Consider the following 25,525-nt stretch of genomic DNA (forward strand, 5'->3'; position numbering starts at 1 on the left):
CACCCCGTTGTACAAGTGTGTCAACCAAACGGATGATTAGTGCATCTGATCGGATGGTTGAGTCAACTCTCACGTACAGTCGTCCCCATGACGGCGACCTCCCGCCCCCGGCGCTCACCCGATCCGCAGGACCGCAGACGCGATGCCGAACGCTCCCGGCAGGCACTGCTCAACGCCGCCCTCGACGAGTTCTCGGAGAAGGGTTACGACGGCGCGCGGATTCAGGACATAGCGGCCCGGGCCGGAGTGAACAAGCAGCTCATCGCCTACTACTTCGGTGGAAAAGAGAACCTGTACCGCGAGATTCAACGCGACTGGCAGCAGCGCGAAACCGCCATCACCGATCCCGCGCTACCGCTGCAACAGGTCGCCGACCGCTATCTGGCCGCCGGATTCGCCGAACCGCGCGCCGCCCGCCTGATGGCCTGGCACGGTCTGACCGCCGGTGATCCGGAGTTGACTATCGACTCCGCCGACACCGATCTCGCCAACCTGCGGCGCGCCCGCGACCGCGGCGAATTTCCCGCCGAACTCGATCCGGAATTCCTCCGCACCGCGCTACTGGCCATCGTCTCCGCACCGGTCATCTACCCGCAGGTCGCCCAGGGGCCGGACGGAATCCGGCCCGGGTCAGCGGAATTCGAAACCTGGTACCGCGACCAGCTGCGGAAGTTGCTGAGCCACCTCGCCGCCGATTAGCTCGCGGCCTCGTGGCGACACGCCAGGTTCGATCGGGGGCGACTTCGCCACGAAAAGGGGAGATTTCGGACCATAGTGGAGCGATGGGCAACCAGACAGTCGCGGAAGCGTTCGAACCCCTGTTGCATGCCGCGGTGGGGACGACCTCACCGGTGCGATTCGAGTTCTGGGATGGGAGCGTTATCGAGCCGGTGGGGGAGTGCGCGGGGGTTATGCGGGTGCGGTCGAAAGATGCGCTGCGGCATGTGGTTTGGGCTCCGGGGGAGTTGGGGGTGGGACGGGCGTTCGTTTCCGGGGCGGTGGATTTGGATGGGGATATCTTCGTGCTGTTGCGGGCGTTGAGTTCTACCGCGCCGCGGGATGCCAGGCTGGGGGTTGACGCGGTGTGGGAGGCGTTCGGTGCGGCGCGCCGGGTCGGGGCACTCGGGCGGCGGCCACCGCGACCGGCGGAGGAAGCCCTGCCCGTGCGCACCGGGCTGCACACCAAACGGCGGGACGCGGCGGCGATCAGCCATCACTATGACGTCGGCAATGACTTCTACGAACTGGTGCTCGGCCCGAGCATGACCTACTCGTGCGCTCGGTTCGTCGGATCCGGCGACGACGGCCACCAACCCGCCGACGCGACGGTCTCGCTGCAGGACGCGCAAAGCGCCAAACACGATCTGATCTGCCGCAAACTGGGGTTGGACGCCCGGCCCGGTATGCGCCTGCTGGATGTCGGATGTGGTTGGGGCGCAATGGCAATGCACGCCGCGCAGACCTATCAGGCCCAGGTGGTCGGGGTCACCATCAGCACCGCCCAGGCCGAACTGGCGCGTAAGCGGATAGCGGATGCGGGTCTGTCCGCTCGCATCGAAATCCGACTGCAGGATTACCGCGATCTTCCCGGTGAACAGTTCGACGCCATTTCCTCGATCGGTATGTTCGAGCATGTGGGGGGTAAGCGGGCCGCCGAGTACTTCACCACGTTGCGCGGGCTGTTGCGGGACGAAGGGCGGCTGCTCAACCATGCCATCTCCTCGCCCGGTGGCTCGGTGATGAACTCGCGAGGGTTCGTGGGGCGCTATGTGTTTCCCGATGGGGAACTCATGGATGTGGGAGAGACCATTCTGGCGATGGAGCGCGCCGGGTTCGAGGTCCGGGATGTGGAATCCCTGCGCGAGCATTACGCGCTCACCCTGCGCAATTGGGTGGCGAATCTCGAATCCCGTTGGGAGGAGGCGGTTTCGCTGACGAGTGAGGGGCGTGCTCGGGTATGGCGGCTCTATATGGCCGCTTCCGCACTGGGTTTCGAGGACGGCGGCCTCGGATTGCATCAGGTGCTGGGCGTAATCCCCGCTCCCGCAGGCGATACCGGGATGCCCGCCACGCGGCGCGCCTGGGGGTGAACCGTCTCGAGGACGAGAAATGCCCGTACGGATCCGAGATCCGTACGGGCACTGTGCCTCTGGGGCGAGTGCGCTAGCCGACCGTCGCGCCCACGCGCAGGGCGTGCGGCTCGATCGCGCCGCGCACGATCGCACGCTCGTCGATGGTCTCCGCCTTGTAGGGCAGGGTCGACAGGGTGGCGGTCATCTTGGCGACCGGATCCTCGATGGCCTTCGGGGTACCGAAGATGAAGGTCCACTCGTGCTCATCGCTGACGTACGGCACGACCGTCTCGAACAGGTTGTGGAAGCGGGTCCACGAACGCTTGAGAGTCTCGTTGCGCCACATGGTCTGACAGCCCGCCTGCGCGGCCAGCACGCCGCCCTCGGACAGAATCGCCTTGCAGCGGTTCAGGAAATCGTCCTCGTACAGGCGATTGTGCTGTGCGTCCTCGACCCGCTCATCCGGCAGATCGATACAGATCATGTCGTAGCGCACGCCGTCGGCCTCGGCCTTGGCCAGGAAGTCCCAGCCGTCGGCGTAATGCATCTTGATCGGGCCGGTCTGCGCGACCGCCTCGGCCAGATCCGCCTCGGAGTACCCGTAGGGGAGGTGCTTGGCGCACAGCTCCACCTCCAGCTGATCGATGTCCACGTGATCGACGAGCGAAGCGCCGGCCGCGGCCGACATCTGCGAGGCGACGCCCTCACCGGAACCGATGATCAGCACCTTGTCCAGCTTCTCGGCCAGCGCGTACCCCGGGACCAACATGGCCTCGTGGTAGGTGAGCTGGGAGAACTCGGTGGACTGGCGATCATCGTCGGAGAACAACGACAGCCCCTGCTCGGTCTGCGCGATCACCATGTGCTGGAACGGGGTATTGGTGTCCACCACGACATCGGTCATATTCCACACCCGGGTCAGGCCGTCGCCGACCGGCTCGTGGATCCGGCGCGAGGCGTGCCCGCGCTGAATGACCTCCATATTGACCGTCGCGGGCGAAAGCTCCTGCTGGAGCAGCTCAACCGCCTTGGTCGCCCCGGCACCGATACTGCCGCAGGTGAATACGTCGACGAAGATGTCTCCGGATTCGGGGTAGGTGTGGATCGAGGCGTGCGACTCGGCGAGTAGAGCCAGGATGGTGACACCCTGCGGCTCGAACTGCTTGCGCACGACATCACAGATGGTCACCCCCGCGGCGACCAGCGATTTTCGAAGTGCGGCTTCGAGTCGTTCGAGGTCGTCGCAGAGGGCCGCGTCGACACCACCGAACTCGGCCAGCACATGCCAGCCGGTGAATTCTGCCGTCATGGCTAAACTCACTCTCGCTCAGCGCCAGTGACATGAACAGTCAAAGGCGGAAAACCGTTGAAGGACACCGACGAATAGCTCGCCGTATAGGCACCGGTCTCGAGGATTCGCACTGAATCACCGGCTCGCAACGTGGTCGGAAGAAGGACCCGCGTGCGCTGATACAGTACATCGTCGCCATCGCAGGTCGGACCCGCGACCACCGCCTCGGCCACCGGATCGCCGTCGCGATCGGTCTGGAAACGGTAAGCGATGTACTCGTTCTCGGTTTCGGCCATACCGTTGTAGCGGCCGATGTCGAGGTATATCCAGCGCCGCCCGTCCGGCGCCTGGCGAACATTCACCACCTCCGCGTGGATCACGCCGGTGTTACCCACAAGGGCGCGACCGGGTTCCACGATGAGGTCGATGTGTTCCGGGAGATGGCGGGCGGCGGCCGCGGTGATCACCGCGCCCAGCTCGGCCACGCCGGGAGCCGCGTCGGCGTACGAAATCGGCAGTCCCCCACCGATATTCACCGCCGCGACCGGAATGTCCTTGACCGCCAACGCTTCCGCGATGGCTCCGGCCTGTTCGATGCCGATCTGCCAGGCGATCGGATCCAGCTGCTGCGAACCGACGTGGAAGTACGGTCCGCCGACCCGTAGGCCCAGATCGTGCGCGCGCACCAGCAACTGCCCGGCTTCCTCGGGCGCACAACCGAACTTGGTTCCGAACGGCGTCTGCGACTGCGGAGCGGAGGCGAGGAATCGGCACTCGACCTCGGATCCCGGCGCATGCTCGGCGATACGTTCGAGATCGTCCTCGGTATCGAAGGCGAACCGGCGCACACCCGCGGCGAACGCGGCGGCGATATGAGCGGCCTTCTTGATGGGATTGCCGTAGCACATGACGGCCGGATCAACCCCCTGCGCGAGGCAGAGCTCGATCTCCCCGACGCTGGCTACGTCGAATTCAGCGCCTTCTACGTTGAGGAGCCGGATGATCTCCGGTAGGGGACTCGCCTTGACGGCGAAGCGAATTCGCGCGGTGGGTAGCGCGGCTTGCAGGGCGCGGTAGTTGGCACGCACCAGCTCGAGGTCGACGACGAGACAGGGTGACTCGCGAGAGTTTGAGACGGTCAATCTAAGGGAACTCCCCACTGTTCGGGCCGTCAAAACGGCCTCGGGCAACAGCCAGCGAGAATAGCAGTGCTTGGCGTCGGAAAACGAACTGGCGATCAACGACTACGTCACCCTAACGCCGCGGGGCCGCCCGAAGGCGGCCCCGAGACCTTACGAGAGTGTGACCGGATCGGCCGGTTCGAGGCGGCTGATCAGCCCGCCGAGATGGTGACCTCGTCGAACACCACTTCACCCGCCGCATCGGATTCGGCCAGGTCAACGACCGCGTTGATACTCCAGCCGTGGTCACCGGCCGGATCGTCGAGCACCTGGCGCACATGCCAGAACTCGCCCCGCTTCTCCACCTGGAACAGCTTCGGACCGCGTGCGTTCGGACCGGTGCGAATTTCGTCGTACTCGGCGAAGTACGGCTCGAGCTCGCCCTCCCAATCCAGCTCGTCCTCGAACTCGTCGAGCGCGTCCCAGCGCCGCAGGGATGCCAGGTCGACCCGGCGGAACAGGGCATTGCGGACCAATACCCGGAACGAGCGTTCGTTCGCGGAGATGGGACGTACGGATTCCGCACCGAACGCGACCTGTTCGGTATCGGTCTCAGCGCCCGGATTGGTGAGCTGCTCCCATTCGTCCAAAAGGCTCGAGTCCACCTGCCGGATCAGCTCGCCCAGCCATTCGGTGATGTCATCGAGCTCCTCGGTGCGCGCCTGCTCCGGCACCGTGCGCCGCAGCGCCCGATACGCGTCCGCCAGGTACCGCAGCACCACGCCCTCCGAGCGCGCCAGCTCGTACACCGACACCAATTCCGCGAAGGTCATGGACCTTTCGACCATTTCACGCACTACGGACTTGGGCGCGGGCTCGAACTCGGACACCCACGGATGCCCGGCCTTGTACGTCTCGAACGCCGGGAGAATGAGCTCCTCGGCCAGCGGCTTGGGCCAGGTGACCTCTTCCAGGAGCTCCATCCGCTCCTCGTATTCGATCCCGTCGGCCTTCATCTCCGCGACCGCCACCCCGCGCGCCTTGTGCTGCTGCGCCATCAACAGCTGTCGCGGATCCTCCAGCGTCGCCTCGATGAGCGTGATGACATCGAGGGTGTAGGTCGGGGATTCCTTGTCCAGTAGCTCGAACGCGGCCAGCGCGAACGGCGAGAGCGGCTGATCGAGCGCGAAATCGCGTTGCAGATCCACCATCAGCCGGGCATGCCGGCCGAACTCGTCGGGCTCGTCCAGCTGCTGCACCACACCCGCGTCCCGCAGCGCGCGATACAGCTTGATCGCCTTGAGAATGTGTTTGCGCTGCGCCGCCCGCGGTTCGTGATTGTCCTCCAGCAGATGTCGCATGGCGTAGAAGCAATTGCCCTTGCGCGCAATGACATTGAGCAGCATGGCATTGGTGACGTTGAAGCGCGACAGCATCGGTTCGGGCGAGGCCGCGACCAGCCGGTCGAAGGTCTCCTCGGACCAGGAGACGAAACCCTCCGGCGGCTTGCGCTTCTGGACCTTCTTGAGCTTCTTGGGGTCGTCCCCGGCGCGCGCGATGAGCCGGGCGTTCTCCACCTCGTGCTCGGGCGCCTGCACCACGACCGTGCCCATGGTGTCGAATCCCGCGCGCCCCGCACGACCCGAAATCTGATGGAACTCACGGGCATTGAGCCGGCGCGTGCGCACACCGTCGTATTTGGTGAGCCCGGTCAGCAGCACCGTGCGAATCGGCACATTGATGCCGACGCCGAGAGTGTCTGTGCCGCAGACCACTTTGAGCAGCCCGTCCTGCGCCAGCTTCTCCACCAGCCGCCGGTACTTGGGCAGCATGCCCGCGTGATGTACGCCGATGCCGTGCCGGATGAACCGCGACAGCGTCTTGCCGAATCCGGTGGCGAACCGGAATTCACCCAGCGCCTCGGCGATCGCGTCCTTCTCGGCCTTGGAGGCGAAATTCACGCTCATCAGCGCCTGCGCGCGTTCGATGGCCGCGGCCTGGGTGAAGTGCACGACGTACACCGGCGCGAGAGACGTGGTGACCAGATCCTCGAGCGTCTCGCTGATCTGTGTGCGCACATACGAAAAGCTCAGTGGCACAGGGCGTTCCGCACCGGAGACGATCGCGGTGTCATTCCCGGTGCGCCGCTTCAGATCCTCGGCGAAGAAGTCGACCTCGCCGAGCGTCGCCGACATGAGCAGGAACTGCGCGCCCGGCAATTCGATCAGCGGCACCTGCCACGCCCAGCCACGATCGGGATCGGAATAGTAGTGGAACTCATCCATGATCACCTGGCCGACATTGGCCTTCGCGCCCTCGCGCAAAGCCAGATTCGCCAGGATCTCCGCGGTGGCGCAAATGATCGGCGCATCCGGATTCACCGCCGCGTCACCGGTCACCATGCCGACTCGATCCGCCCCGAACACCTCGCACAGCGCGAAGAACTTCTCACTGACCAGGGCCTTGATCGGCGCGGTGTAGTAGCTGCGCTGCCCGCGATTGAGCGCCGCGTAATGCGCGCCGATCGCCACGAGTGATTTACCCGACCCGGTCGGCGTCGCCAGAATGACATTCGACCCGGTGAAGAGCTCGAGCAGCGCCTCTTCCTGGGCCGGATACAGCGTCAGCCCTTCGGAAGTGGTCCAGTCGGTGAAAGTCTCGTACAGCCAGTCCGGGTCCACATCGGGTATGGCTTGGTCGGGGATGAGTTCGGATAGCTGCACGCGCCCTACGTTACTGGGCGATCTGCCCGGCTCCGCCCACGGCGGGCGGAGCGGATGTGCGAACTAGCGACGCGGCTCGCCGTCCCCGTCCTCGGTGAAGCCGGACTGTTCGGCCAGGAAGCGTTCGAATTCCGCGCCCAGTTCATCGCCGGTGGGCAGTTCGGCATCGCTGGCGAGCAGGCTCGACTGGCGTTCCTGCGCGGTGACGAAGCTGTCGTACTGCTGCTCGAGCGCCGAGACCACGTTCTCCACCTCGGAATTGCCCGAGATGTGCTCGTTGACCTGTTCGCGGACGCGCGCGGCCGATTCGCTCAGCGCGGCGAGGGGAAGTTCCAGGCCCGCGTTCTCGGCCACGTTCTCCAGCAGCGTCTGCGCGGCCTCGGGGTACGCGGTCTGGGTCAGATAGTGCGGCACATGTACCGAGAACCCGACCGATTCATGGCCGTGCTGGGCCATCCGGTACTCCAGCAGCGACGAGGCGCTACCCGGCACCTGGAGTTCGCCCGGCCAGCGCTGGTGATCGCCGATCAGATCGGTATCACTGGCGTGCGCGGTCACCCCGAGCGGGCGGGTGTGCGGAATCGCCATGGGAATCGCGCTCAGACCGATGGTCCGGCGCACGCCCAGCTGTTCGGCCAGCAAACGCACGGCCGTGGTGAATTTCTCCCAGCGCAGATCCGGTTCCAGCCCGGACAGCAGCAGGAACGGGGTCCCCGCGGTGTCCTTGAGCGCCCAGAGATTCAACTCCGGCTCGGAGTACTCGGAGAAGTGATCGGTCTTGAACATCATCAGCGGGCGGCGGGAGCGGTAGTCCAGCAGCTCATCCATATCGAACGAGGCGACCAGTTCGCTCTCCAGGCTCTCGCGCAGATGCGTGGTAGCCAGCTTGACGGCGTGCCCGGCGTCGGTGAAACCCTCCAGCCCGTGCACCAGTACCGGACCGGCGCCGTCGGCGGACGACAGTTGCGGAGCCGGGAACTCCAGCTCGTACATATGCGACTCTGAGTCCATCGCGTACTCCTTCCTGCGTGGCCCACCTGCGCGACCCGTTACCTATTCTCTCTCATGCGCCGACAGGTCGTGCATTGCCCGCACCCGTGCTGCAACGCGCCGCACCCGGACACGCATTCCCGAGGCGTCGCCACGCGGCGTGGCATTCGGTGTGAACAGCAGATATTCGGCATAGTGGACGGGTGACCGTGCCGAATTCGCCGGGTCGGCAGGTGGCTTACACGCCCTGCCCCATGCCCGCCCGCAGATGGTGCCGAATGCCCTTCCGCCCCGTGGGTATCGCGTTATCGGCCATCGTATTGGCGGGCTGCGGCGGCACCGTATCCGGTCACCCGCAAGCCTCGCAGGGGCTGATCACCGCCGTGCAGACCGATAGCGGACTGGCCCGGCTGCTGCCGGACTCATCACAATTCCCCGCGCGCTACGCCGCGGTCACCCTGCCCGTCGACGCGGCCGGTCAAGCCGCGAGCGATCTCGACGGCGTACTGCCCGGGGCCACGATCGATCCCGCCACCTGCGCACCGCAGGCCCCGACCGCCGGACCCGTGGTGGTCGTGGGCACCGATGACGCCGCGCGCGCCACCCTCACCGTGGAATTGGTGCGCACCGATCAGAAACTGAACGTGCTGCGAGATCAATTGCAGCGCTGCGGAACCGTGCGCGTGGGACACGGCGGCACCACCGCCACCATCACCACCGAAATGGATCCGCCGCCGCCGCTGGACGCCGATGACACCCTCGCCCTGCGCCGCACCGTCCGCTCCGAGAGCGGCAGCGCGGGCATGACACGGAATATGCAAACGCTGCTCGGACAGATCGGCGATGTGCGGATCAACGTCACCTATATGTCCTTCACCGACGCCAAAGCCGATGCGCAAGCCCTCGATTCACTGTTCACCACCGCGGTGGGCAAAGTGCGCAAGGGCTGAGAAATCCGGGAGAGGAGCCGACCCCTGCCTGCCCGGCTCCAACACCGAATCAGCAGGCAGAACCGGTGCCCGAGCCCGAACCCGCGGAACCCGAGCCCGCCGAACCGGTTCCGGCCGAACCGCTGCCGCCGGAACCACTCGCGGAACCGCTGCCGCCGGAGCCGCTGGAGGAACCGCTGGGCAGCAGTGAGCACAGCGAACCCGGTGCGCCGACCGGGTAGACGATCGTCGACATGGACAGGCCCTGCTTCACCCCGATGGTGTAGCTGCCCGTGGCGGTGGGATGCCAGTCGATGGAAGCGGTCACCACACCGGAATTGGCGGCGGGCGTGGCGGTTCCGATGCTGGTGCCGTTGATCAGGAACTCGACCTGGTTGAACTTGTTGTCACCGGAGACGCCCACGATGATCGAACAACCGTCGGCGACGGTGCAGTTCTTACCCGGGATGAGGCCGACCACGCTGATATCGGCGATATCCGCGGTGGCGGGTCCGGCCAGCAGCACCGGCCCCGCGAGGGTGGCGAACGCGGCGGCCGCGCCCACCTTGGAAAGTGTTCTCGTCATTGCGTAATTCCTTCCGGCGCCTCCGACGGGCACCGGCCGTACGGTAACAGCGTGCACGCTTCGTTTTGGCGAAATCAAAAGTGCTGCAACATGATTCGAATCATGCATGACTGCGCAGCGGTGTGTCAGGTGGCATAGCGCGCCACCAATTCCGAACCGAGACGGGCGAGTTCGGCGCGTACCGACTCCGGTTCGGTGACCTCGAGCGCGGTACCCCAGCCCGCCAACTGCTGGGCGATCATCAGCGGGCTCGGGGCGGTGATGCGAACCCTGGTGCGGCCCTCGGTGATCGGGCCGTCGATCTCGCAGTGCCTGCCCTGCTGATGAGCCAGCACCGGTAGCAGGTGATCCGGCACCAGGACCGTCGCCGCGAGGGTCGAGCGGCGCTGCTCCATCGCCTCCACCACCTCGGACCAGGCCGCGTTCAGATCGAAATCCTCGGGGCGATGCGCTGTTTCATCGGTGATCTCGATTCCGGCCATGCGGTCCACGCGGAAAGTGCGCTGTCCGCGTTCGGTTCCGGCGATCAGGTACCAGATGGCGTCCTTGTCGACCAGCCCCCAGGGGTCGACCGTGCGCTCGGTGCGGCTGCCCGACCGGCCGTAGTCGAAGCGCACCTTACGGCGGCGCACCACCGCTCGCTGTAAGCGCGCGACCTCGGGCGGGGCCTGTTCATCGCGCTCGCCCCAGCGGGCCGGGTCGACGATCATGGCACCGGCCGCGGCCTCCGCCTCGGCGCGGAAGGATTGCGGCAGGGCGCGCAATAGCTTGCGCAGTGCGGCGCGGGTGGCCGGACTCGCGGTGGTCATCGGGCCCAGCAGCAGGAAAAGCGATTGCGCCTCGCCCTCGGTCAAACCACTCAGATCGGTGCGCGCGCCACCCACCAGCGCCCAGCCGCCACCGCGTCCGGCCTGCGGGTATACCGGAATTCCGGCGGTGGACAGCGCCTCCAGATCGCGCCGCGCGGTGGCCACCGACACTTCCAGTTCGGTGGCGACCTCGGCCGCGGTCACCCGGCCGCGGGTCTGCATGAACAACAGGGTGGCTACCAATCGATCGGCTCGCATATTTGAATCTTGCCAATAAAAGTGATCATTCGGTGAGCACTTTGCCGCCGATGATTGTGCTATCGACATCGGAACGACCAAGGAGAACGACATGCTGCGTGGAATGGCCACCGTGACCTATTACGCCGACGACCTCGAGGCCGCCAAGGACTGGTACAGCGAATTCCTCGGCACCGCACCGTATTTCACCGTCCCCGGCGGGTACTACGAGTTCCGTATCGGCGATTACCAGGCCGAGTTGGGGCTCATCAATCGCAAGTTCGCGCCCAGCCGGCCCGATCAGCCCGGCGGTCAGGTGGTGAATTGGCACGTCGACGACCTCTCCGCCACCTTCGAACGGCTGCTGAGCATGGGGGCCAAGGAGTACGAGCCCATCACCGAACGCGGCGCGGGAACCGGATTCGTCACCGCCGCGGTCATCGATCCGTTCGGCAATATCCTCGGCATCATGTCCAACCCGCACTACGTCGAAATGCTCGCGCAGCTGCGGCCCGAGTAGGGCGCACCCGCCTGATTCGCATTGCGTACGCCACTCCTTCCGGCACGCGTGGAGCGTGCTGGAGCGGACTGTAACAGCATGTGGCGGCGCTTCCGGGCAAAATGAAACGAATACATTTCACGTTGTGGTCGACGGTGTTATCAGCACTCACCGACAGATTCGTGCCGTCCCGCATCACGCCACGCCGAATAGTCCACGGCGCGAATCAAATTCCACAGGTGGGGGCCGATGCCCGGTCGGGACCGCGGAGCTGTCGGTGCCTGTGCCGACCGTCGACGCCATGACCACACCTGCCGAACCACCCGTCTACCGCCAACCCTCGTCCCCGGAAGGCCCGCCCCGAACGGTGCTGCCGGAGGGCGCGCCTCATGGGGGACTGGCCAAAACGCCGTCCGAGGAGTCACCGCCAAAGAGTTCCTCCGAGGGGGCACCACCGGAGGGCCTGTCGCAGGGGTCACCGCGGGAAAGCTCGTCCGAAGCGGTATCGCGGGAAGGCTCGTCTGAGGTGACGCCGGTGGGAGGCTTGTCCGAAGGGGCGGTGACCGAGCCGGATTCGCATTTGCGGGATCCGGGGGAGTTCATCGCGGCGGTGCCCGCCATGCTCGGATTCGTTCCGGCGAGGTCGCTGGTGATCACCGTGTTGCGGGCCGCGTCCGGTGAATCCGGTAGGGCCGCCATTGATGTGGTGGCAAGGATGGATTTGGATAATCCTGGCCGGGTCGCCACCGGGGAGTTGGTGGACCGGGTGGCGAGTGTGTGTGCTCGTGGGACGGCAGTCGCGGTGCTGGCGTTGATTGTTGATGATCGGGCGACTGCGCCCGCCGATCGGCATCGGGGTGTGCGATTCCGTAAGCATCGCGATTTGATCGGGGCGCTGGAACATCGCCTCGATACCGAGGCGGTGCCGCTCGCCGGGGCGTGGGCGGTGCGGGCGATCGGGGGTGAGTTGCCCTGGTGGAGCCTGCTCGGTCCCGATCGCAGGGGTCGTCAACCGGATCCGGCTACGTCGCTGGTGACGCTCGAGCATGTGCTCGAGGGTCGTCCGATGCGGGCATCGCGCGAAGAGTTGATCGCCGCGGTGGCGGTGAATGCCGTTGTGCGGGACAAGATGCCGGATCTGCTCGATGCCGCGACCGAGGTCGCCACCGACCGTCTCGCCCAGGCCGTGCGCCGCGGCGAGCCGAATTTCTACAGTCGCGCTGCCTTGCGCACGGTGCTCGAACGCATCGCGGATATCGAGGCGGGCACGCTGCCCAATGTCGCCGAACTGGCGGAAGTGGCCGTGGCCCTGCGTGATCCGGAGGTGCGCGACATCCTGTTCGGGCTCATACCGGGCGTGCACGCCCGCGCGGCCGAGACCCTGTGGCTCGAATTGACCCGTGCCCTGCCCGATCCCGATCGCGCCGAAGCGGCCATGCTGCTCGGCTACGCCGCCTATGCGCGCGGGGACGGACCGCTCGCCGGGGTGGCGCTGGAGGCCGCACTGGCCTCCGACGAATCACATCGCATGGCGAATCTGCTCGATATCGGCCTGCAGACCGGTATGCCGCCCGAGCGGCTGCATCGCCTGGCCGAGGCCGGACGCGAAGCCGCCGCGGACCTCGGGGTCGATCTGCGATCGGAGCACCCGTGAGATCCGCGGCGGAATCGAGAGCCTTACTTACGAGCGCTGTGCGCGCGATCGCCGAGCGAGCGCAGGAACTCCCAGGCATCCGACACGATCTCGACCAGATCGGTGTGCTGGGATCGCCAGCCGAGTTCGGCCATGGCCTTATCGCTGGAGGCGATGAGCACCGCCGGATCACCCGCGCGGCGCGGGGCGTCGATCGAGGCGATGGGCAGGCCCGTCACCTCGCGGCAGGCCGAAATCACCTCGCGCACCGAGAATCCGGTACCGCTGCCCAGATTGAAGATCCGGTGCACGCCCGGCTGCGACTGGGCCAGCGCCAGCGAATGCGCCTGCGCCAGATCGAGAATGTGGATGTAGTCGCGCACGGCACTGCCGTCCGGGGTCGGATAGTCGGTGCCGAAGACCGAGATCGAATCCCGATGTCCCAGCGCCGTTTGCAGCACCAGGGGGATCAAATGCGTTTCCACCACCCGGTTCTCACCGAGCCCGGCGTACGCCCCGGCCACGTTGAAGTAGCGCAGGCTGGTCGCGGCCAGGCCGTGCGCCGCCGCGTAGGAGGTGATGGCGTAATCGATCGAGAGCTTCGACGCGCCATAGGGATTGGTCGGCGCCTTCGGGGCGTCCTCGACGATCGGCACCTGCTCCGGTTCGCCGTACACCGCCGCGGTCGAGGAGAAGACCAGCCGCTCGGTACCGGCGGCCCGCATGGCCTCGAGCAGCGCGAGCGTCTTGACCACATTGCCGTGCCAGTACTTCTCCGGCTGCGTCACCGATTCGCCGACCAGCGATTGCGCCGCGAAATGCAGGACGCCGTCGAAGGATTCGGCCGCGATCAGATCGACGCCCGCGGTGGCGATATCGCCCTCGACGAACTTCGCTCCGGCCGGGACGCCATCGGCATTGCCGGTGGACAGATCATCGACGACGACCACTTCGTGGCCGTCCTCGAGCAGTACCTGCGCGACTCCGCCGCCGACGTAGCCCGCGCCTCCGGTAACCAGCAGTTTCAAGTCTCAGACCAACTTCACCTGGACGGCATGCGCCATCTCGTCGGACAATTCGTAGCCTTCGTGGCCCGGCACCAGAATGACGACCGCACCCGGCTTGGTCTCCACATTCACGCGCGCGTCCGGAACCACACCGGCCTCACGCAGCTGGCCGATGATCTCCGGATCGGTCTGAATGTGCTCCGAGAGGCGGCGTACCACCACCGCGGCCGACTGGCCGGACGGCAGATCCGAGAGCCGGATGAGCTTCTCCTCGCTGCCCGAACTCGGGGTGACGCCCAGTTCGTCCAGTCCGGGAATGGGATTGCCGTACGGGGAGGTGGTGGGATTGTTCAGCACCTCCACCAGGCGGCGCTCCACCTCCTCGCTCATCACGTGCTCCCAGCGGCACGCCTCGGCGTGCACGTTTTCCCAGTCCAGCCCGATGATGTCGACCAGCAGTCGTTCGGCGAGCCGGTGCTTGCGCATGACCGAGACCGCCATGGCCCGGCCCTTATCGGTCAATTCGAGGTGGCGGTCACCGGCAACGGTCAGCAAACCGTCGCGTTCCATCCGCGCCACCGTCTGGCTGACCGTGGGCCCGCTCTGTTCGAGGCGCTCGGCAATGCGGGCGCGCAGGGGCGTGACGCCCTCCTCCTCGAGGTCGTAGATGGTACGGAGGTACATCTCCGTGGTGTCGACCAGATCCTTCACCTGTTAACCCCTTCGTCGGCACGAATTCTACCCATGCGCGGCGGCTACACCGGGCGACAGCATATTTCGCGAACGCCGGGAGAACACCCAGGACGGCCTGCGTGTTCCCCACGGGTTTCGGGGGGTGACGGGGCAGAGGTCCGGAATGGCGGTGCAGCAGTGTCACTAGCCTACGAAGTCCGGCGACGCATTAGCGTGGCAGGTATGCCCGACCGTGCGCGTGGAGATGGAACCGTTGTCTGGAGCGATAGGTTCCTCGACTACACGTGGACGCCCGAACACCCTATGCGACCGGTGCGATTGCGGTTCACCATGGCGCTTGCCGAGAATCTCGGCCTGCTCGACGGGGTGGAGACGATCACGCCCGAGGCGGCGGGGGAGTCCGAATTGCTGCGGGTGCACACCCACGACTACGTCGAGGCGGTCAAGCACGCGCGGCAACCTCCGGGCGCACCGCCCGCGGCGCCGCCGTTCGGTCTCGGGTCGACCGATAACCCGGTCTTCCCGCATATGCACGAGGCAGCCTCGGTCATCGTCGGTGGAACACTGGCCGCCGCACAGGAGATCGCGTCCGGGCGCACCAAACGCGCGGTGAGCATCGGCGGTGGCATGCATCACGCCATGCCGGATTCGGCGGCCGGGTTCTGTGTGTACAACGATGTGGCGGTGGCGATTTCGTGGCTGCTGGAGAACGGGTTCGACCGCATCGCCTATCTCGACGTCGACGTGCATCACGGAGATGGCGTGCAGCGCATGTTCTATGGCGATCCGCGTGTGCTGACCGTGTCCATCCACCAGCATCCCGCGACGCTGTGGCCCAATACCGGCTGGCCCGAGGAAACCGGGGCGGGCAAGGCCGAGGGCACCGCCGTCAATCTGCCGATCATGCCCGGCACCCGGGATCAGCTGTGGCTGCGCGGGTTTCACGCCGTCGCCCCCGGTGCGCTCGCGGCCTTCCGCCCGCAGATCGTCATCAGTCAGTGCGGTGTCGACACTCACCGGGAAGATCCGCTCGCCGATCTGGAATTGAGCGTCGACGGCCAGCGCGCGGCCTTCATCGCCATGCGCGACCTCGCGGATCGATACGCCGAGGGCCGCTGGCTCGCGGTCGGCGGCGGCGGCTACGGCCTCATTCGCGTGGTCCCGCGCGCCTGGACCCATCTGCTCGCCACCGCCCTGGACCGCACCATCGATCCGGATACCGCGATACCCGCGCAGTGGAAGGAATTGGTCGGCGCGTACGCCCCGACCGTCGCCGCGCCCGAGACCATGGGCGATGGCGCGGACACCACCTTCACGCGGTGGGACGGTCCCGGCGGCGGCCGCGAAACCGGTGATGAGCGCGCGGACCGCGCCCGCCGCGCCCTGGACACCTCTATTTTGGCAACCCGCCGAGCGACTTTCGGCCTGCTCGGCCTGGATCCGGAGGATCCCCGTGACTGACCCCGCCGACCCCGCCGCCCAACCGGTCGCGCCGCTGCTGCCCGCCGATACGCCCGGCACCCCGGCGGTTCCGCCGCCGCCCCCGGAGCACTGGTTCGCGGATGTGCTCGCCTCCGACGGCGGGGTGGTGCGGTTGCGGCCGATCACGCCCGAGGATGCGGCGGAGCTGGAGCGCTTTCACACCCGGCTGTCGGATCGAACCCGGTACCTGCGGTACTTCGGGCCGTATCCGCGCATGACGCCGAAGGATCTGTACCGGACCACGCATGTGGATTACCGGGATCGGGTCGGGCTGGTGATCGAGCTCGGGGACGACATCATCGCGGTGGGCCGGTACGAGTACCTCGCCGAGCGAGCGGGTGCGCGGTCCGCCGAGGTGGCGTTCGTGGTGGCCGATCAGCATCAGGGTCGCGGGCTGGGGTCGATACTGCTCGAGCATTTGGCGGGGGCCGCGGCCGAGAATCACATCGAAACCTTCGTGGCCGAAGTGCTCGCCGAGAACAACGCCATGGTGCAGGTGTTCCGCGATGCCGGATATCAGGTGCAGCGCAGCCGCGACGGATCGGTGCTGCACCTCGAATTCGCGATCGATCCCAGCGAAGCGTTGCAATCGGTGCGGGATTCGCGCGAACGCGCCTCGGAGGCGCGCAGTGTCGGGAATCTGCTGTCCCCGCGCTCGGTCGCGGTGATCGGCGCGACGCCGCTGGCGACCCGGGTGGGCGGTGCGGTGCTGGCGAATCTGCTGTCCGGCGGCTTCCAGGGGCCGGTGTTCCCGGTGAACCGCAATCGCACCGCCGTGCGCGGGGTGCGCGCGTACGCGACCGTGCGCGATATTCCGGATGAGGTCGATCTGGCCGTAATAGCGGTTCCCGCAGCCGAAATCGGCTCGGTACTCGACGACTGCATGGCAAAGGGCGTCAAGGGGCTGGTGGTGCTCACCGCCGGATTTTCCGAAACCGGGCCGCGTGGTTACGCGGCCGAACGCGAACTGGTCGACGCGGTGCGCTCGCACGGTATGCGGGTGGTGGGTCCGAGTGCGCTCGGCATCGCCAATACCGATCCCGCGATCTCCCTGAACGCCACGCTGGCATCGGTGCTGCCGGGACGCGGCCGCATCGGATTCTTCTGTCAGTCAGGCCCTTTGGGCGCTGCCATTCTCGGTGAGGCGGCGGCCCGCCAGCTCGGCCTGTCCACCTTCGTCTCGGCTGGTAATCGCGCCGACGTGTCCGGCAATGACCTGCTGCAATATTGGGACAGCGATCCCAGCACCGATGTGGTGCTGCTGTATCTGGAGACCTTCGGCAATCCGCGCAAGTTCTCCCGTATCGCGCGCCGGCTGGCGCGCACCAAACCCATTGTGGCCGTGAGCAGTGGCCGCAATGCCGTGCGGGTGGACGGGGAACCGGATCTGGATCGCTCCCTGGTGCGGAATCTGTTCGCGCAGGCGGGCATCGTCCAGGTCGATTCCATCAGTGAGCTTTTCGACTGCGCCATGCTGCTGGCCTATCAGCCGCTGCCCGCCGGACCGCGTCTTGCGGTGCTGGGCAATAGCGCCGCGCTGAACTGGCTCGCGGTCGATGCCGGGCGCGGTGAGGGCCTCACGGTGGGGGAGCCGATCCAGCTCGGCCCGCAGGCCGGACCGGCCGACTATCTCACCACCGTGGCGGCCGCCGTCACCGATAGCGCCGTGGACGCGGTCATCGTCATCTACTCACCACCCGTGCCGACCGCGGTCGCCGCCTTCGCCGAGGCCATTCGCTCCGGTGCCCAATCCGACCCGGACACACCGGTTCTCACCACCTTCGTGGCCGATCAGGGCATGTCGAATCTGCTCGCCACGCGCGGCCCGGGCGGCATGCTCGAGCGCGGATCGATTCCGTCCTACGGTGATCCGGAACGCGCCGCCCGCGCGCTGGCCCGGGTGCGGCGCTACGCCGATTGGCGGACCCGCCCGGTATCGCCGGTCGCCCGCCCCGATGGCGTCGACACCGCCCGTGCGCGCGAACTCGTCGCCGCGTGGATGGCCTCGGCGACCGATCACTGGCTCTCGGATCTGGAGGCCGCGGAACTGCTGGGCTGCTACGGGATTCGCGTCGTCGAATTCCGCGAGGTGCGCGATGCCGATGCCGCCGTGGCCGCCGCCGAGGAACTCGGCTATCCGGTGGCCGCCAAAGCGACCGGTGAGATCTGGCGTAATCGCCCAGATCTCACCGGCGTCCGGCTGGATCTGTGGCGTCCGGACGCGGTGCGGCGCGGTTTCACCGATCTGGCCGAGATATCCGGCAATCCCGTGCACATTCAGCGCATGGCCACCAAGGGCGTCGGCTGTGGTTTCCGGGTGCAGGACGATCCGTCGTTCGGTTCGGTGATCAGTTTCGGGCTGTCCGGCACCATTATCGATCTGCTCGGCGACCGGGTGTACCGGGCGCTGCCGCTGACCGAGGCCGAGTCCATCGAGCTGATCGACGCCCCGCGCGCGGCCCCGCTGCTCTCGGGCACCGTGCGCGGCCGCGATATCGGCAAACCGGTGGATCGGGCCGCGCTCGCCGAACTCGCACAGCGTATTTCGGCGCTTTGCGATGACCTGCCCGAGGTGCGCGAGTTGCAGTGCGAGCCGATCATGGCCGCACCCGAGGGCGCCGCGGTGCTGTACAGCCGGGTGCGCATCGGCCCGGAACCCAGCAGATTCGATATCGGACCGCGCCGTATGGCATGACTCACACAGCGGTGGCGGCAGCGCGCGAATGAGTTGAGATGGACCAAGAATCGTCGGCAAGGAGAGGTGATCGTATGCGGGAGAACCAGATCGAAACGGCGACCGCGCCACTGCGCGATGACATCCGGTTCCTGGGCGGCATCCTCGGGGAAACGATTCGCGATCACGAGGGCGCGGACGTCTTCGACCTGATCGAACGGGTCCGGGTGGAGGCGTTCAAGATCCGCCGCGAGGAGGTGGACCGCGATGCGGTCGCCGATATGCTGCGCGATCTCGACATAGCCACCGCGATACCGGTGATTCGCGCCTTCAGTCACTTCCTGCTGCTCGCGAATCTGGCCGAGGATCTGCAACGCGATCGCCGGCGCGCGGTGCATATCGCTGCGGGGGAGCCGCCCCAGGACTCCAGTCTGGCGGCCACCTATCGCAAACTCGACGCCGCGCGGCCCGATGGCGATCTGGTCGCCGATCTGCTCAGTGACGCCCTGGTCTCACCCGTCATCACCGCGCACCCCACCGAAACCCGGCGGCGCACCATCTTCGACGTGCAGGCGCGCATCACCGAACTCATGAAACAGCGCCAGCGCTACGGTGAGCACGAGGCCGAATTCGCCGCCATCGACACCGATATCCGGCGGCAGGTGCTGCAGCTGTGGCGTGCCGCGCTGATTCGCCTGGCGCGCTTGCGTATTCAGGACGAGATCGAGGTCGGCCTGCGGTACTACGACCTCACGCTGTTCGAGGTGATCCCGAAGATCAATGCCGATCTGCGCGACGCTCTGCGCGCTCGCTGGCCCGAACACGAGCTGCTGTCCCGGCCGATGCTGCGGCCCGGCTCCTGGATCGGCGGCGACCGGGACGGCAATCCCTTCGTCACCGCGGACGTGGTGCACCGCGCCACCCATCGCGCCGGATCGGTCGCCTTCGAGCGGTATTCGAAATCCCTTGTCGAACTGGAGAAATCGCTCTCGCAGTCGGCGCGCCTGGTACCGGTGACACCCGAACTGGCGGCCCTGGCCGATGCCGGATTCGATGACTCACCGCAGCGCGCCGACGAACCGTATCGCCGCGCCATTCGCGGCATCCGGGCGCGGCTCACCGCCTCGGCGCGGCAGGCCCTCGATGAAATCCCCACGGAGGGAGTCGATGTCGGGGCGCGGACGTATGCCGGACCGCAGGAATTGCTCGCCGATCTGAATGTGGTCGACGCGTCCATGCGCGCTTCCGGAGACGGTCTGCTCGCCGATGATCAGCTCGCCGCGCTGCGTGGTGCGGTGGAGACCTTCGGCTTCCATTTGCAGGGCCTGGATCTGCGGCAGAACTCCGAAACCCACGAGCAGGTGGTCGCCGAGCTGTTCGCCTGGGCCGGAGTGCATTCGGACTACGCCGCGCTGGACGAGGCGCAGCGGGTGGAGCTGCTCGCCGCCGAATTGACCACGCGCAGGCCGCTTGTCAGCCCGTCGGCCGATCTCAGCGAGCTCGCGGCGAAGGAACTCGCGGTAGTGCGCGCCGCCAAGGCCGCCATCGATGATCTGGGGCCGGATACGGTGCCCAACTACATCATCAGCATGTGCACCTCGGTCAGCGATATGCTCGAGGCCGCACTGCTGCTCAAGGAGGCGGGCATCCTCGATCCGGGTGACGCCGATACGCCGCCGTCGAGTTCGGTGGGCGTGGTGCCGCTCTTCGAGACCATCGACGATCTGCGCGGTGGTGCCGAAATCCTCTCCGCCGCATTGGAAGTGCCCGCGTACGCGCGGCTGGTGCGGGCGCGCGGCATGCAGCAGGAGATCATGCTCGGCTACTCCGACTCCAATAAGGACGGCGGATACCTGGCCGCCAATTGGGCGCTGTATCGGGCCGAGCTGGACCTGATCGACACCGCGCGCAAAACCGGAATTCGCATGCGGCTCTTCCACGGTCGCGGCGGCACCGTCGGTCGTGGCGGCGGCCGCAGCTATGACGCCATCCTGGCCCAGCCCGCGGGCGCGGTGCGAGGTTCGCTGCGCCTGACCGAACAGGGCGAGGTCATCTCCACCAAATACGCGGAGGCGGGCACCGCGTACCGCAATCTGGAAGCCCTGGTGGCGGGCACCCTGGAATCCACGCTGCTGGATGTGGAGGGCCTCGGCGACGATGCCGAACCCGCCTACGCGGTACTCGACGAGCTGGCCGAGCTTGCGCGCCAAGCGTATTCGCGCCTGGTTCATGAAACCCCGGGTTTCGTGGAGTACTTCCGCGCCTCCACGCCGGTCGCGGAGGTCGCGGATCTCAATCTCGGCAGCCGCCCGGCCTCGCGCAAACCGACGAACTCCGTCTACGATCTGCGCGCCATCCCCTGGGTGATGTCCTGGAGTCAATCCCGGGTCATGCTCCCGGGCTGGTACGGCACCGGATCCGCCATCGAGGAGTGGATCGGCGACGACCCGGAACGCCTCGCCCAGTTGGCCGACCTCTACCGCCGCTGGCCGTTCTTCCAGACGGTGCTGTCGAACCTGGCGCAGGTCATGGCGAAGGCCGATATGGATATCGCGGCCACCTATGCCGAACTGGTCCCCGATGAAACCTTGCGCGCCACCGTCTTCGGCATGATCTGCGATGAGTTCAACCGCACCGCCCGCATGCACGCCGCCATCACCGGCGCCGACGAACTGCTCTCCGATAACCCGGCCCTGGCCGAATCCATCCACAATCGTTTCCCCTACCTCGAACCCATCAATCAACTCCAGGTCGATCTACTGCGCCGCCGGCGCGCGGGCGATGACTCCGAACTGGTCGAACGTGGCATCCTGCTCACCATGAACGGCTTGGCCACCGCCCTGCGCAACTCCGGCTAGACAGCAGGTTCCTTGACGGGCGCGGCCGCCGCAGGCGCGCCCATCTGCCGCAGTGGCACCTCCACGATGGCGAGGGCGGCGATCACACCGATCGCGCACAGCACCGCCGACCACAGGAAGATGCTGTGAATACCTGACGCCACCCCGTGCACGTACGCATCGCGCACGGCCGCGGGCAGCTTGCCCAGCGCAGACGGATCCGGCTGTGCGCCAGTGGTATTGCCCTGTCCGGCCATCGCGGCGGTGAGCTGCCGGTTGAACAGCGCACCGAACAGTGCCACGCCGAAGGAGCCGCCCAGCGTGCGGAACAGGGTCGACACCCCCGACGCCGCGCCGATGTCCTTCATGGCCACGCTGTTCTGCGCGATCAGCATGGTCATCTGCATGAGGAATCCCATACCCGCGCCCAGCATCACCATGTAGATGCCCGAGGTGAGTCGGCTGGTGCCGGTATCGACCGTGGCCATGGCGATGCTGCCTGCGGTCAGGAAGAGCGCGCCGAGAATCGGAAAGACCTTGTAGCGACCGGTTTTGCTCATCACCCGGCCCGCGATCTGAGAGACCACGATGACGGGCACCATCATCGGCAGCAGGAGCAGTCCCGAATTCGAGGCGGACGCGCCCTGCACGGTCTGCTGGAACAGCGGCAGGAAGCTCACCGCGCCGAACATGGCCACACCGGCCACCGCCGACAGGATCGCGGTCAGGGTGAAGTTGCGGTTGGTGAACAGCCCCAGCGGGATAATCGGCTCGGTTGCGCGGGTCTGCGACCACGCGAACGCGGCGAGCCCGAGCGCCGCCACCGCGATCACGGTGAGCATTTGCGCTGAGCCCCAGGCGTATTGGGTGCCGCCCCAGGTGGTGGCGAGCACGATCGCGGAGATGGTGACGGTGAGCAGGGCCGCGCCCGGATAGTCGATCCTGGCATTGGGCCGCCGTGCGGTCAGATGCAGTGTGGTCTGGCACCACACCAGGGCGATGAGTCCGAGCGGCAGGTTGAGGTAGAAGGCCCAGCGCCAGCCGAAGTTGTCGGTGACGATACCGCCGAGCAGCGGTCCGCCGATGGTCGCCAATGCCATGACCGAGGCGGTCATGCCCATGTACTTGGCGCGCTCACGCGGCGGAATCAGTTCGCCGATGATGGCCATCGCCCCGGCGGCGAGCCCGCCCGCGCCGACGCCCTGGAGCACTCGGAATCCGATGAGCTGCTCCATGCTCTGCGCGGCTCCGGACAGTCCCGAGCCGATCAGGAAGATGACGATCGAGGCGAGGAAATTGTTCTTGCGGCCGAACAGGTCTCCCAGTTTGGCCCAGATCGGGGTGGATGCGGCGGTCGCCAGCGTGTACGCGGAGACCACCCAGGACAGGTGTTCGAGGCCGCCGAGTTCACCGACGATCGTCGGCATGGCGGTGCCGACGATCATGTTGTCGAGCATTCCCAGCAGCATGGCGAGCATGACGCCCAGCAGCACCCAGCGCACATTGCGCGGGGTGGTCCGAGCCGTGATTGTTCCGGTCATGACTCCAGAAAAACATAACGACTTAAGAAATTCAATGGAGTTAAAAATTTGTACGACTTAGGCCAGTGGGCTACGATGCGGTCATGAGTGGACTCCGCGAGCGAAAGAAGGCACAGACCCGCAAGAACCTGGCCGATGTGGCAATGCGGCTGTTCATCGAGCGCGGTTACGACGCGGTCAGCGTCAAGGAGATCGCCGAGGCCGCCGATGTGTCGGTGCCCACGCTCTTCGCGCACTTCCCGGACGGGAAGGAATCGCTCGTCTTCGACCTCGACGCCGATCGCGAACAGGGCCTGATCGCCGCCGTCCGCGATCGCGCGCCCGGCACAACGGTGCTCGAGGGCCTCCGCGACGCGTTCCTGGAATCCGCCGCTGGCGGGGAGACCCAGGAGATGCGGGACTTCATGCGCCTCGTGCACGAAACCCCGGTGCTCACCGGCTATTTCCGGCGCATGTGGCAGCGTCACGAAGGCGCGCTGGCACGAGCGATCGCCGAGGATCTGGGCCGCGATCTGGACGATGTCGCGGTCAGGGCCCTGGCGCACTTCGTCTTCGGCGCGATGGATGTCGCGCGGCGCAGTGAGACACCGGCCGCGGACTTCACCCGCATCTTCGAACTGCTCGAAACCGGCTGGGGTCCGATGGTCAGGAAGTGAACGCGGCGGCGTGATCGCGGGCCCAGGCCGCGTAGGTGCCGGGGGCGCGGCCGAGCACTCGCTCTACGTCATCGGTGACGATGGCGTTGCCGCCCGCGCGCACGAATGCCTGCCCGGCGGATGCGCCGTCCGCGAATTCCTCGGACATGCCCGAGCCGAGCATGAATTCGCGGGCTCGGTCCTGGTCGATATCGGCTACCTCGATCGGCCGGTTCAGCACGGCGGACAGTGCGGCGGCTTGATCGCGGGTGGTGAGCAGATCCGGGCCGGTGAGGGTGAGGATGCGGCCCGAATGGGTATCCGAGAGCAGGGTTTCCACGGCTACGGCGGCGACATCGCGCGGATCGATGACGCCCTGCGTACCGTCGCCGGTCAGATTCGGCACCGCCTGACCGGCCTGGATCATGGGTGACCAGCTGAGCGTATTGCTCGCGAAACTGCTGGGCCGCAGGATGGTCCACGCCACCCCGCTGTCCCGCACGGCCTGTTCACCGGCCAGATGCCAGGTGCCGACGCGGCCCAATTCCGGTTCGCCGGTGCCGATGGCCGACAGCTTCACGATCCGCCGGACCCCGGCTGCGCGCGCGGCGGTCACCAGCGCACGGTCCAGTTCGACGAACTCCGGGCCGAGCAATCCCACGATGAACGCGGCCTCGGCACCTTCGAAAGCCGCTGCCATGGAATCGGTGTCGGCGTAGTCCCCGCGCACCACCTCCACGCCTTCGGGCAGCTGTGCCGCCTCGGGGTCGCGGGTCACGGCCCGCACCTTCACTTCTCGCGCCGCCAGTTGCCGCACGACAGCACTGCCAATGGTTCCGGTCGCACCGGTGATAACGATCATGCTGCCAACAATGCCGCCGCCCCTACCTCGCGCTATAGGAAAAACCGGCACACTTCGGGGACTCCGCACGGCCTACAGTGGATCGGGTGACCGCTCTAGTGAACCCGGCCGTGGTGACCGCCGACGGCTTCGAGGACGCCCTGCCGCCCTCGGAGGCATTGCGCCCCTGGATCACCGAGATCGGCCGCATCGACCCCCGCACCGATCTGCCCCCGCGCTTCACCCATCTCCCGCACGCCGCGACCACGATCGTGCTGCGCGCTGAGCCCTCCGGTCGTCGCGACGCCCTGGTGATCGGTCCGCGCACCCGCGCCACCTACGCCGGTGCGAAAGAACCCGTGGGCTGCCTCCGGCTCCGATTGGCTCCCGGGGTCGCCCAGCCGCTATTGGGCGCTCCCGCAGCCGATCTCACCGATCGTGTCCTGCGGCTGGCCGATATGCCCGGCCCCGCGGCCGATCTCGCGGGAGCGCTCACCGAGATCGACCTGGATGAGGTGCTCACCTTTCTGGAATCCGCACTCCCGCGCGCACTTTCGGAGAGCTCGACCCGCCGCGAGCATCGCCGCCTGCTCGACTCCGCGGTCGCCGCCATCCACCGCTCCACCCCGATGCCGGAAGTGGCGACCACCCTCGCGGTCAGCGAACGCCAACTGCGCAACCTCTTCACCGTCGGTGTCGGCGTCTCACCCAAGCATTACGCCCGCATCACCCGAATCCGGCAGGTCCTGGCGGCGGCGGGAAACACTCCCTGGTCCGATATCGCCACCACCACGGGCTATTTCGACCAATCCCACCTGACATCCGACTTCCGCGCCCTGATGGGAGTCACGCCCGGCAAGTTCGTCAGGGGCGATCTGCCCGCCCCCACCGCATGCCAGCGGACCACGCGTCTGTGAGGGCCACC

Annotated in this window: 20 protein-coding genes; 10 read left to right on the top strand and 10 right to left on the bottom strand. The window is 66.8% G+C overall.

What is annotated here, in order from left to right:
* Nucleotides 1–87: 87 nt before the first annotated feature.
* Entirely contained in the window at nucleotides 88–699 is a 612-nt protein-coding gene (locus AB0L82_RS05555) for a TetR family transcriptional regulator (protein WP_364631460.1), read from the top strand.
* An 83-nt stretch (nucleotides 700–782) separates the two neighbouring features.
* A complete protein-coding gene (locus AB0L82_RS05560; protein WP_364631463.1) occupies nucleotides 783–2,090 on the top strand; it encodes a cyclopropane-fatty-acyl-phospholipid synthase family protein in 1,308 nt (435 codons plus the stop codon).
* 73 nt (nucleotides 2,091–2,163) lie between these two features.
* Here AB0L82_RS05560 and speD read toward each other — a convergent pair whose 3' ends face one another.
* The 4 genes from speD to AB0L82_RS05580 form a co-directional block, all read right to left on the bottom strand.
* A complete protein-coding gene (speD, locus tag AB0L82_RS05565; protein ID WP_364631465.1) occupies nucleotides 2,164–3,381 on the bottom strand; it encodes an adenosylmethionine decarboxylase in 1,218 nt (405 codons plus the stop codon).
* A gap of 8 nt (nucleotides 3,382–3,389) precedes the next feature.
* The gene (locus tag AB0L82_RS05570; RefSeq protein ID WP_364632800.1) at nucleotides 3,390–4,505 is read right to left on the bottom strand and encodes a type III PLP-dependent enzyme; all 1,116 of its coding nucleotides are present in this window, start codon (nucleotides 4,503–4,505) and stop codon (nucleotides 3,390–3,392) included.
* A 191-nt stretch (nucleotides 4,506–4,696) separates the two neighbouring features.
* Nucleotides 4,697–7,207, bottom strand: coding sequence for a DUF3516 domain-containing protein (locus AB0L82_RS05575; protein WP_364631467.1), 2,511 nt, complete (start codon nucleotides 7,205–7,207; stop codon nucleotides 4,697–4,699).
* Nucleotides 7,208–7,270: 63 nt separating this feature from the next.
* The gene (locus AB0L82_RS05580; protein ID WP_364631470.1) at nucleotides 7,271–8,218 is read right to left on the bottom strand and encodes a PAC2 family protein; all 948 of its coding nucleotides are present in this window, start codon (nucleotides 8,216–8,218) and stop codon (nucleotides 7,271–7,273) included.
* A 257-nt stretch (nucleotides 8,219–8,475) separates the two neighbouring features.
* Here AB0L82_RS05580 and AB0L82_RS05585 point away from each other — a divergent pair, with 257 nt between their 5' ends.
* Nucleotides 8,476–9,147 carry a DUF5642 family protein gene (locus tag AB0L82_RS05585; protein WP_364631473.1) on the top strand — a complete coding sequence of 224 codons (672 nt, stop codon included), beginning with the start codon at nucleotides 8,476–8,478 and terminating at the stop codon, nucleotides 9,145–9,147.
* A 49-nt stretch (nucleotides 9,148–9,196) separates the two neighbouring features.
* Here AB0L82_RS05585 and AB0L82_RS05590 read toward each other — a convergent pair whose 3' ends face one another.
* Both AB0L82_RS05590 and AB0L82_RS05595 read right to left on the bottom strand, forming a co-directional pair.
* Nucleotides 9,197–9,712, bottom strand: coding sequence for a hypothetical protein (locus AB0L82_RS05590; protein WP_364631476.1), 516 nt, complete (start codon nucleotides 9,710–9,712; stop codon nucleotides 9,197–9,199).
* A gap of 125 nt (nucleotides 9,713–9,837) precedes the next feature.
* Nucleotides 9,838–10,779: a WYL domain-containing protein gene (locus AB0L82_RS05595; protein ID WP_364631479.1), complete on the bottom strand. Its 942-nt coding sequence runs from the start codon at nucleotides 10,777–10,779 to the stop codon at nucleotides 9,838–9,840.
* A gap of 91 nt (nucleotides 10,780–10,870) precedes the next feature.
* Here AB0L82_RS05595 and AB0L82_RS05600 point away from each other — a divergent pair, with 91 nt between their 5' ends.
* Nucleotides 10,871–11,278, top strand: coding sequence for a VOC family protein (locus AB0L82_RS05600; RefSeq protein ID WP_364631482.1), 408 nt, complete (start codon nucleotides 10,871–10,873; stop codon nucleotides 11,276–11,278).
* A gap of 514 nt (nucleotides 11,279–11,792) precedes the next feature.
* Entirely contained in the window at nucleotides 11,793–12,911 is a 1,119-nt protein-coding gene (locus AB0L82_RS05605) for a DUF4192 domain-containing protein (RefSeq protein WP_364631485.1), read from the top strand.
* 23 nt (nucleotides 12,912–12,934) lie between these two features.
* Here the strand turns inward: AB0L82_RS05605 and galE are convergent, their stop codons facing one another.
* Nucleotides 12,935–13,918, bottom strand: a complete 984-nt coding sequence (galE, locus tag AB0L82_RS05610; protein ID WP_364631488.1) for a UDP-glucose 4-epimerase GalE — start codon at nucleotides 13,916–13,918, stop codon at nucleotides 12,935–12,937.
* Between the two features lie 3 nt (nucleotides 13,919–13,921).
* On the bottom strand, nucleotides 13,922–14,608 hold the full coding sequence (locus tag AB0L82_RS05615; protein WP_364631491.1) for an iron dependent repressor, metal binding and dimerization domain protein: 687 nt from the start codon (nucleotides 14,606–14,608) through the stop codon (nucleotides 13,922–13,924).
* Between the two features lie 204 nt (nucleotides 14,609–14,812).
* On the opposite strand from AB0L82_RS05615, the gene AB0L82_RS05620 reads away from it, so the two are divergent.
* From AB0L82_RS05620 to ppc, 3 genes are all read left to right on the top strand, one after another.
* Nucleotides 14,813–16,051 carry an acetoin utilization protein AcuC gene (locus tag AB0L82_RS05620; RefSeq protein ID WP_364631494.1) on the top strand — a complete coding sequence of 413 codons (1,239 nt, stop codon included), beginning with the start codon at nucleotides 14,813–14,815 and terminating at the stop codon, nucleotides 16,049–16,051.
* 34 nt (nucleotides 16,052–16,085) lie between these two features.
* Complete coding sequence (locus AB0L82_RS05625; RefSeq protein WP_364632802.1) at nucleotides 16,086–18,767, top strand: GNAT family N-acetyltransferase; 2,682 nt, start codon at nucleotides 16,086–16,088, stop codon at nucleotides 18,765–18,767.
* Between the two features lie 74 nt (nucleotides 18,768–18,841).
* The gene (gene ppc / locus AB0L82_RS05630; protein ID WP_364631497.1) at nucleotides 18,842–21,604 is read left to right on the top strand and encodes a phosphoenolpyruvate carboxylase; all 2,763 of its coding nucleotides are present in this window, start codon (nucleotides 18,842–18,844) and stop codon (nucleotides 21,602–21,604) included.
* Here ppc and AB0L82_RS05635 read toward each other — a convergent pair.
* Nucleotides 21,601–23,124 (bottom strand): MDR family MFS transporter, encoded by a 1,524-nt coding sequence (locus tag AB0L82_RS05635; protein ID WP_364631500.1) that lies wholly within the window; start codon nucleotides 23,122–23,124, stop codon nucleotides 21,601–21,603. The genes ppc and AB0L82_RS05635 overlap by 4 nt on opposite strands.
* A gap of 83 nt (nucleotides 23,125–23,207) precedes the next feature.
* Between AB0L82_RS05635 and AB0L82_RS05640 the strand changes: the two genes are divergently transcribed.
* Complete coding sequence (locus AB0L82_RS05640) at nucleotides 23,208–23,780, top strand: TetR family transcriptional regulator (RefSeq protein WP_364631503.1); 573 nt, start codon at nucleotides 23,208–23,210, stop codon at nucleotides 23,778–23,780.
* On the opposite strand, the gene AB0L82_RS05645 is transcribed toward AB0L82_RS05640, so the two are convergent.
* Nucleotides 23,770–24,621: an NAD(P)H-binding protein gene (locus AB0L82_RS05645; RefSeq protein ID WP_364631506.1), complete on the bottom strand. Its 852-nt coding sequence runs from the start codon at nucleotides 24,619–24,621 to the stop codon at nucleotides 23,770–23,772. The two genes, AB0L82_RS05640 and AB0L82_RS05645, sit on opposite strands and share 11 nt — an antisense overlap.
* An 86-nt stretch (nucleotides 24,622–24,707) precedes the next feature.
* Between AB0L82_RS05645 and AB0L82_RS05650 the strand changes: the two genes are divergently transcribed.
* On the top strand, nucleotides 24,708–25,517 hold the full coding sequence (locus AB0L82_RS05650) for a helix-turn-helix transcriptional regulator (protein WP_364631509.1): 810 nt from the start codon (nucleotides 24,708–24,710) through the stop codon (nucleotides 25,515–25,517).
* The last annotated feature ends 8 nt before the right edge of the window (nucleotides 25,518–25,525 follow it).

The organism is Nocardia sp. NPDC052001, from assembly GCF_040680615.1.
GTDB lineage: Bacteria > Actinomycetota > Actinomycetes > Mycobacteriales > Mycobacteriaceae > Nocardia.

Excerpts from the sequence above, each read along its gene's own strand:
- speD (WP_364631465.1), bottom strand. The coding sequence starts at position 3,381 with ATGACGGCAGAATTCACCGGCTGGCATGTGCTGGCCGAGTTCGGTGGT.
- AB0L82_RS05620 (WP_364631494.1), top strand. The coding sequence starts at position 14,813 with ATGCCCGACCGTGCGCGTGGAGATGGAACCGTTGTCTGGAGCGATAGG.
- AB0L82_RS05600 (WP_364631482.1), top strand. The coding sequence starts at position 10,871 with ATGCTGCGTGGAATGGCCACCGTGACCTATTACGCCGACGACCTCGAG.
- AB0L82_RS05595 (WP_364631479.1), bottom strand. The coding sequence starts at position 10,779 with ATGCGAGCCGATCGATTGGTAGCCACCCTGTTGTTCATGCAGACCCGC.
- AB0L82_RS05560 (WP_364631463.1), top strand. The coding sequence starts at position 783 with ATGGGCAACCAGACAGTCGCGGAAGCGTTCGAACCCCTGTTGCATGCC.
- AB0L82_RS05635 (WP_364631500.1), bottom strand. The coding sequence starts at position 23,124 with ATGACCGGAACAATCACGGCTCGGACCACCCCGCGCAATGTGCGCTGG.
- AB0L82_RS05590 (WP_364631476.1), bottom strand. The coding sequence starts at position 9,712 with ATGACGAGAACACTTTCCAAGGTGGGCGCGGCCGCCGCGTTCGCCACC.
- AB0L82_RS05555 (WP_364631460.1), top strand. The coding sequence starts at position 88 with ATGACGGCGACCTCCCGCCCCCGGCGCTCACCCGATCCGCAGGACCGC.
- AB0L82_RS05585 (WP_364631473.1), top strand. The coding sequence starts at position 8,476 with ATGCCCTTCCGCCCCGTGGGTATCGCGTTATCGGCCATCGTATTGGCG.
- AB0L82_RS05640 (WP_364631503.1), top strand. The coding sequence starts at position 23,208 with ATGAGTGGACTCCGCGAGCGAAAGAAGGCACAGACCCGCAAGAACCTG.
- ppc (WP_364631497.1), top strand. The coding sequence starts at position 18,842 with ATGCGGGAGAACCAGATCGAAACGGCGACCGCGCCACTGCGCGATGAC.
- AB0L82_RS05580 (WP_364631470.1), bottom strand. The coding sequence starts at position 8,218 with ATGGACTCAGAGTCGCATATGTACGAGCTGGAGTTCCCGGCTCCGCAA.
- AB0L82_RS05645 (WP_364631506.1), bottom strand. The coding sequence starts at position 24,621 with ATGATCGTTATCACCGGTGCGACCGGAACCATTGGCAGTGCTGTCGTG.